This is a genomic window from Neglectibacter sp. X4 (assembly GCF_009917365.1).
Lineage (GTDB): Bacteria > Bacillota > Clostridia > Oscillospirales > Acutalibacteraceae > Acutalibacter.
The window spans coordinates 1-6,228 of sequence record NZ_QWLE01000086.1 but is presented as its reverse complement, the minus strand read 5'-3'; the positions used below and the strand labels follow the sequence as shown (position 1 = coordinate 6,228).

Sequence of the window (6,228 nt, the reverse complement as noted above, 5' to 3'; positions counted from 1 at the left end):
TACCTCATCCGCCTCCGGGACAAAAACCGAGCCGTCGCGTACGGACAGAAACTCCCTGATACAGCGCAGTTCGATATGCAAACGGTGTACGCTCCTTCTGGCTCAACGCCTTTGTGAGCCAGTGGAAGAGCTGGGCGAGCATTGTCCTGGACTTCTTGCAGGCCCAGGGGGACAGCCGGAAAATGCAGGTGGTTTATAACACGGTATTCGGAAAACTCTGGGAGAACCGGGGCGACATGGAAGATGAAGACAGCCTGTTAAAGCGGCGGGAAGAATATCCTGCCGAACTGCCCAATGGTGTCCTGGTGCTTACTTGCGGCATTGATACCCAGGATGACCGCTTGGAGTATGAGGTGGTGGGTTATGGGCATTTCGGCGAAACCTGGGGCATTGAAAAGGGCATTATCATGGGCAGGCCGGACGCAGACGCCACTTGGGATGCACTGGACACAAATGTGCTGGACAGGGTGTACCGTTTTGCCGATGGCCTGGGCCTGCGGCTGAGCATGAGTTTTATGGACGAGGGCGGGCATTTCACCCAGGAAGTGCGAAGCCGCTGCCGGGAACGCATCAGCAAGAAACTGTTCTGCATCAAAGGCCTGCCCGGGCAGGACAGGCCCTACACCGGCCCGCCCAGGCAGGTGAGAATTGTGGTGAATGGAACGCATGTAGGCTTCTGCTGGCAGTACCAGATTGGCGTGGATGCCGGAAAGCAGCTTATCATGGACAACCTGCGGGCGAAAGAGCCTGGCCCGCGGTACTGCCATTTCCCCTTGCGGGATGATTACGGAGCTGGATACTTTGCAGGACTCCTGTCGGAGCGGCTTACCTACAATGATAAGGCAAAACGGAACCCTTGGAGTTGGGAAAAAATACCCGGGCATGACCGCAACGAGCCCTTGGACTGCCGCAACTATGCCAATGCGGCCTTTAAAGTGCTGCCCAAAGACCTGGACGCCATTGATCGGCGCTTGCAGCAGGCAAGGGGAAAAGCCCTGCCTGTACCTGTGGATGGCGGAAGGCCAAGCCCTGCGCCCCGGTCGCGGGTAAAGAGGACGCCACGTGTGGAGGAATGGTAAATGACCAGCAAAACAGAAATCAATGCCCGGCTGGAGTTCTGGCGCGAGGCTTTAAAAGCGCTGCGCAAAGCCTATCTTGCCCTGCTGGACGGCGGGGTGAAGTCGTACACGCTGAAAGACCGGGAGCTGACCTTACTGGATATGCCCAGTTTGATGAAAGAAATCAAAGAGGCTGAGCAGAAGGTGGACGAGCTGAAGGCCCTGGCAAGCGGCGGGAGCAGGCGTAAGGCTGTGGCGGTTATCCCCAGGGATTGGTAAAAAGGAGGCCCCGGTTTCCCGGAGCCTTTGTCCTGAATTATACCCCCAGCCGCTGCTTTAAGCCGTCCTGCAGCACTTGGGAGAAGTTGATGTTCCTCTCTTGTGCGGCAGCATTCAGCCATGCGGGCAAAGTGACGGTGCGATTAACGGAACGGTTCACTTGGGCCATGCGCACAGAGGGCATGTACACGTCAACAAGCACCACCCTTTCGTTTTCTTCACAGGCGACTTGCGCCAAAGGGGTGGGCACAGGAATTGCTTCCCCATCTTCTTCCCTGCCGAACATTACACAGCCCAGCAGTTCCCGGGCGGAGAACAGCGCGTCCTCATCGTTTTCCCCGCTGGTGGCAGCATCCAGATCCGGGAACACAACGGCAATTTCCTGTCCCTGCTCATACGTAAACACAGCGGGGTAAATATATCTTTCTGGCAATTTCATAACGGAAACCTCCTTGAAAATGGGATGGGAAGGTGGGGCTTAGAATTTAAGCCCCGATTGGCGTTCAATGCTTTTTAGGGTTTTGGGAGGGATATCCTTATCCGGGTGCTTTACTGTTACCCGGCCTTTCTTCGATGGGTGCTTAAACTGGTGGTGGCTGCCCACTGTGTTTACCTCATACCATCCATCCGCCTTGAGCATTTGAATGACTTCCCTTGACGAGTAGCTTTTCATATCCTTCCCCTCCTGACAGTATATAGTATAACACATATAAAAACATTTGTCAAGGCTTCTGGCAAATGTTTTTATATGTGTAAAAGAAGGTGATCCTACTGTACAAAGACAAACGCACCGGTCTGTTCCTGCCTGACTCCGCCATCCCCAAAGCTTCCGGCTACTCAGAGGCCGGGGCCAGCCGCATAACAGGTGCTGGCTGTGTACCTGCCTGTAGACAGTGGCGACGGCTTTATTCTGGGGGTGGTTTGATGGTGGTGGCTGTTTGGGGGATATCATCTTCCAGGTATCGGAGGAAACCACAGAAACCCTGCAGGGGACAGAATGGAGCGGAGAGGCCAGGTACGCCGTGCACCAGCGCCACCTGCAGAACGCCCTCACAGAGTTTACCGGGATAGAGCCGGATAAAATCAGCTTTTCCATGCAGCTTACTCCCTTGCTGGGGGCGGACATCATCGGGGAGCTGGTGAAAATCTGGACCTATGAGCGCTCTGGGGAGGCTGTGCCCCTGGTAATCGGCGACAAGCCCTACGGCAAGTACCGCTGGAACATCCTCAAGCATAGCGCCAAGTACGAGGAAAGCGATGTCTGGGGCAACCCCCTGCTGGCAGTCGTGGACGTGGAGCTGCAGGAATATCTAAGGAGCTGATGCCATGGGATTTCAAGTAAGCGCCGCAGACCTGGGGAACATCCGCCTGAACGAGCCGGAGGCCGTAAACGCCGTACTGCAAAATATCGCTTTAGTGCTGGCAACGCCTAAAGGCTCGGTGCCTATGTACCGGGATTTCGGCTTATCCCAGGAATTTGTGGACAAGCCCGCCCCGGTAGCAAAGGTGCTGATGATAGCCGGTGTGCGGGAGGCCATAGAGCAATGGGAACCCCGGGCGGTGGTACAGAACATTTCTTTTTCCGAGGATCCGCTGGAGCCGGGGCGGCTCGTGCCCAAAGTGGAGGTGGAGATCCATGTGGAAGAATAGGATTTGACAAAATCCAACAGGATGGTATAATAAAAACGCTCCCAACGAGGAGCAAACGCAGCTTTGCGTTGGAGGACGCTGTATACATAAAAGGCGGTTAGCCCATCCCCGACAGAAAGGGGGTGGTACATTTCCCGGAGTTTTACACGAAGGGAGGTGGCGCATATGGGACAAAAGCTGCTGCGTTTCGCAGTATGCTTGGTATTGGCAGCCCTGCTGCTGGTTTACTTAGCCCCAAAAGCGTGTTAGCCGCCCGGCTTGCCCCTGAGCGGCTAACTTCATGTTAGTCAAACTTTAGGGCTGACCGCCATGTGACAGCGCCCTCTTTATATTTATTATACCACATGCTCCGGCTTTGTCAAGAACAAGGCCGGGGCTTTCATTTTTACGCAAAGCAAGGTGAGAGCATGAGGAACCCTGAATACCAGTTTGCGGACACCAGCGCGGAAGCCATTGTGGCCCGGCTGGTGTCGGATTATGAAAAAAACACGGGCGCCGCTGTGCAGCCCGCCAGCCCGGAGCGGCAGATCATCCAGTGGGTAGCCAGCATCCTGGTGCAGGAGCGGGTGCTGATGAACGTCATTGGCAACCAGAACATCCCCAGCCGGGCCGAGGGGGAGAACCTGGACGCACTGGCCCAGCTTTTAAAGCTTCAGGGGAGGCCCCAGGCCCAGCCGGCAGTGTGTACCCAGCGCTTTTATATCTCAGAAGCCCAGCAGAGCGCTGTGCTGGTGCCCCAGGGCACGCGGGTAACCTGCTCTGGCGGGCTTATCTGGGAGACAGTGGAGGACGTGTATATCAACATTGGCGACACGTATGCAGACGCGCAGCTGCGCTGCCAGACCCCTGGGGCAGTAGGCAACGGCTATGCCACCGGGCAGTTGGACACGCTCATCGACCTGTACGATTACTGCACCGCCACAGAAAACCTTACGGAAAGCGACGGCGGCGCGGACGCGGCCACAGACGATGAATTCTATGAGCTCATGCGCCAGAGCATGGACGCCTACAGCTGCGCCGGGGCCCGTGGCAGTTATGAGTATTTCGCCAAAAAGGCCAGTACCGAGATCGGGGACGTGATCGCCAATTCCCCCACGCCGGGGGTAGTGAAGCTCTACGTGCTCATGGAGGATGGCGCCCTTGCCACAGAAGAAATCAAGGCGGCGGTACTGGCAGAGTGCAGCGCAGACGACGTGCGGCCCCTCACCGACCAGGTCTTTGTGGAGGATGCGGAAACGGTGGACTATACCATAGACTTCACATACTACACCCAGCCCGGGACTGGAAAATCTGCCACAGAGATACGGGAGGCAGTGGGCAGGGCTGTGGAAGAATATGCGGCCTGGCAGTCCGGGAAGCTGGGCCGGGACATCAACCCCTCTGTGCTGATAGGCCTTTTGATGCAGACAGGCATCAAGCGCGTGGTGCTTACCTCCCCTGGCTTTACCGTGCTGCAGAATGACGGCAAAAACCCGCCCCAGGTGGCAAGGCTCCTGGGCACGCCTGCCATTACAAACGGGGGGTATGAGGATGAATAAATCCCATGGCTTCACCAAAGAAAACCTACTGCGCTCCCTGCCCCCTGGCCTGGCCAATGACCCCAGGATGGTGGCCCTGGCAGAAGCCATAGCGGGCCTTTTGGTGCAGCAGAAGGAAGAAACCGGGCGGCTCTCCATCTACCCGCAGATAGGCAAACTGGATGAAGCTCTGCTGGATATTCTGGCCCATGACTTCAAGGTGGACTGGTGGGACAGCGACTACACCCTTACGGAAAAGCGGCGCACCCTGCAAACAAGCTGGCGCGCCTGTCCGCTGTGCCGAACACCTGGTAGTTATAGGCGGAGCACCAGGCGCATCCCTCCCCAATGGGGCAGGAGAAGCACTGGTCTGTGGACTGGGTGCGCCTGTCAATGCGCTGGAGGCACTGGGCGCAGTCTTGCTCCCCCTTTGTGCCAAGAAGCCCATGGTCTACATGCCCAATGGTCAGCGGAGGGATGTCCGGCCCCAGGGAATTGGGCATGTAGCGGATGCAGGGATAGATGTTCCCTGTATAGTCTACAGACAGCATGTCCCCTGTGCCGCCGCACCAGTTCTGCACATCCTTTGGATCTTTGGGCCGGAAAAAGTGTTCCTCAAACATGGAGATATACGCATCCTCCAGCCCGTTTTCCAGAAGGTAGTCCCCGCAGCGCTTGAGCTGTCCATACAAAACCCGGGCATGGGACAGCTCCCAGCCCTTTTCATAGACGCAGTTGAGGAAGCCTGAGATGCCCCGGCCCAGCTATGCCCTGGATCCCCAGCCCCAATACACAGAGGAGGTGCCTGCTTTGCTGGACAGCGACCCTGCCAGCGCCAGCCGCACCTTCAACCCCCTGATTTTGGCTGTGCTCAATAACATCAAGGCAGTGAAGCTGCTGGCAGAGGGACAGGGGGCAGAGTACGAAAAGCTGTCAGGCAAGGCAGACCGGGCAGAGCTGGCGGCCCTCACCAGCGATTTCGCCCACCTGGTGTTCCAAATGCACCTGCGGGACCTGCTGGACGCCCAGGGGCTTGACTTTGTAGAGGCCCAGGAGTTCGATGGACCCGGGGCGCTGGAGCTGCTGCAGGGCCGGTTTGAAGCCGGGAAAGCCTATATATAAGGAGGCGGGAATATGGCAAAAACACTTCTCATGCTCAACGTGGGGGATAAAGTCCGGGACCCGGAAAGCCTCTGCCTGGGGGAGCCTGTGGCCTGGCAGGTGGCAGACCTGCTCCACCAGGGGTATCCTGCGGGCAGCGTTACCCTGTGCAGCCAGTACCAGGTGGCACTTTACGCCTTTGACGCCTCGGAGCCGGACAGCGAAAATACAGACCGCCAGGTGCAGGGGAATAACCGCTACAGCCTATCGAATATCCGGAGCTGGCTTAACAGCGAATCCCTCTCCGGCTGGTATGCCCCGGCCCATGAAGCAGACGCACCCCCAAAGGCGGGGGCTGTATCTGCAAACCCTTACGCGCTGGCCCCCGGCTTTATGGGCGGCCTGTCGGAAGGGTTCCGGAAAGCCGTGCAGCCCACGGAGCTGGTTGTGGCAAAGTGTGCGGCGGACGGCGGGGGCAGCGAAACCGTGAAAGACCGCTTTTTCCTGCCCTCCAACACAGAGATTGGTGTGGCGAACCAGAACGGCATAGCCGAAGGGGCGCGCCTTGCCCTGTTTACAGGCGACGCCGCCCGGCAGCGGTGCGTGTCCGCCTCTGCCGCGGC

9 protein-coding genes and 2 pseudogenes are annotated in these 6,228 nt (G+C 57.7%); 8 read left to right on the top strand and 3 right to left on the bottom strand.

The window, feature by feature from the left end:
- Positions 1-101: 101 nt before the first annotated feature.
- Both D1841_RS16055 and D1841_RS16050 read left to right on the top strand, forming a co-directional pair.
- Positions 102-1,079 (top strand): annotated as a pseudogene (locus D1841_RS16055) (terminase gpA endonuclease subunit); the annotation flags it as partial.
- Positions 1,080-1,337 (top strand): hypothetical protein, encoded by a 258-nt coding sequence (locus D1841_RS16050; protein WP_160644602.1) that lies wholly within the window; start codon positions 1,080-1,082, stop codon positions 1,335-1,337.
- Positions 1,338-1,374: 37 nt separating this feature from the next.
- Here the strand turns inward: D1841_RS16050 and D1841_RS16045 are convergent, their stop codons facing one another.
- Both D1841_RS16045 and D1841_RS16040 read right to left on the bottom strand, forming a co-directional pair.
- Complete coding sequence (locus D1841_RS16045) at positions 1,375-1,776, bottom strand: type II toxin-antitoxin system HicB family antitoxin (RefSeq protein WP_160644603.1); 402 nt, start codon at positions 1,774-1,776, stop codon at positions 1,375-1,377.
- 39 nt (positions 1,777-1,815) lie between these two features.
- Positions 1,816-2,010: a type II toxin-antitoxin system HicA family toxin gene (locus D1841_RS16040; RefSeq protein WP_160644605.1), complete on the bottom strand. Its 195-nt coding sequence runs from the start codon at positions 2,008-2,010 to the stop codon at positions 1,816-1,818.
- A 265-nt stretch (positions 2,011-2,275) separates the two neighbouring features.
- On the opposite strand from D1841_RS16040, the gene D1841_RS16035 reads away from it, so the two are divergent.
- The 4 genes and pseudogenes from D1841_RS16035 to D1841_RS19960 all read left to right on the top strand — a co-directional run.
- Positions 2,276-2,659 carry a phage tail protein gene (locus tag D1841_RS16035; RefSeq protein ID WP_160644607.1) on the top strand — a complete coding sequence of 128 codons (384 nt, stop codon included), beginning with the start codon at positions 2,276-2,278 and terminating at the stop codon, positions 2,657-2,659.
- Positions 2,660-2,663: 4 nt separating this feature from the next.
- Complete coding sequence (locus tag D1841_RS16030) at positions 2,664-2,987, top strand: GPW/gp25 family protein (protein ID WP_160644609.1); 324 nt, start codon at positions 2,664-2,666, stop codon at positions 2,985-2,987.
- 407 nt (positions 2,988-3,394) lie between these two features.
- Positions 3,395-4,525 carry a baseplate J/gp47 family protein gene (locus tag D1841_RS16025; RefSeq protein WP_160644611.1) on the top strand — a complete coding sequence of 377 codons (1,131 nt, stop codon included), beginning with the start codon at positions 3,395-3,397 and terminating at the stop codon, positions 4,523-4,525.
- Positions 4,446-4,730 (top strand): annotated as a pseudogene (locus D1841_RS19960) (hypothetical protein); the annotation flags it as partial. The gene D1841_RS16025 and the pseudogene D1841_RS19960, both read left to right, overlap by 80 nt.
- Positions 4,731-4,752: 22 nt before the next feature.
- Here D1841_RS19960 and D1841_RS16015 read toward each other — a convergent pair.
- Complete coding sequence (locus tag D1841_RS16015) at positions 4,753-5,196, bottom strand: SPASM domain-containing protein (protein WP_161880145.1); 444 nt, start codon at positions 5,194-5,196, stop codon at positions 4,753-4,755.
- Positions 5,197-5,254: 58 nt separating this feature from the next.
- Between D1841_RS16015 and D1841_RS16010 the strand changes: the two genes are divergently transcribed.
- Both D1841_RS16010 and D1841_RS16005 read left to right on the top strand, forming a co-directional pair.
- Entirely contained in the window at positions 5,255-5,626 is a 372-nt protein-coding gene (locus tag D1841_RS16010; protein ID WP_160644615.1) for a hypothetical protein, read from the top strand.
- Between the two features lie 12 nt (positions 5,627-5,638).
- The coding region (locus D1841_RS16005) for a DUF6273 domain-containing protein (protein WP_237076436.1) at positions 5,639-6,228 on the top strand (590 nt) is incomplete at its 3' end.

What these genes read in the sequence shown, in the direction of transcription:
- D1841_RS16030 (WP_160644609.1), top strand. Translation starts at nt 2,664, where the DNA reads ATGGGATTTCAAGTAAGCGCCGCAGACCTGGGGAACATCCGCCTGAAC.
- D1841_RS16025 (WP_160644611.1), top strand. Translation starts at nt 3,395, where the DNA reads ATGAGGAACCCTGAATACCAGTTTGCGGACACCAGCGCGGAAGCCATT.
- D1841_RS16010 (WP_160644615.1), top strand. Translation starts at nt 5,255, where the DNA reads ATGCCCCGGCCCAGCTATGCCCTGGATCCCCAGCCCCAATACACAGAG.
- D1841_RS16045 (WP_160644603.1), bottom strand. Translation starts at nt 1,776, where the DNA reads ATGAAATTGCCAGAAAGATATATTTACCCCGCTGTGTTTACGTATGAG.
- D1841_RS16040 (WP_160644605.1), bottom strand. Translation starts at nt 2,010, where the DNA reads ATGAAAAGCTACTCGTCAAGGGAAGTCATTCAAATGCTCAAGGCGGAT.
- D1841_RS16050 (WP_160644602.1), top strand. Translation starts at nt 1,080, where the DNA reads ATGACCAGCAAAACAGAAATCAATGCCCGGCTGGAGTTCTGGCGCGAG.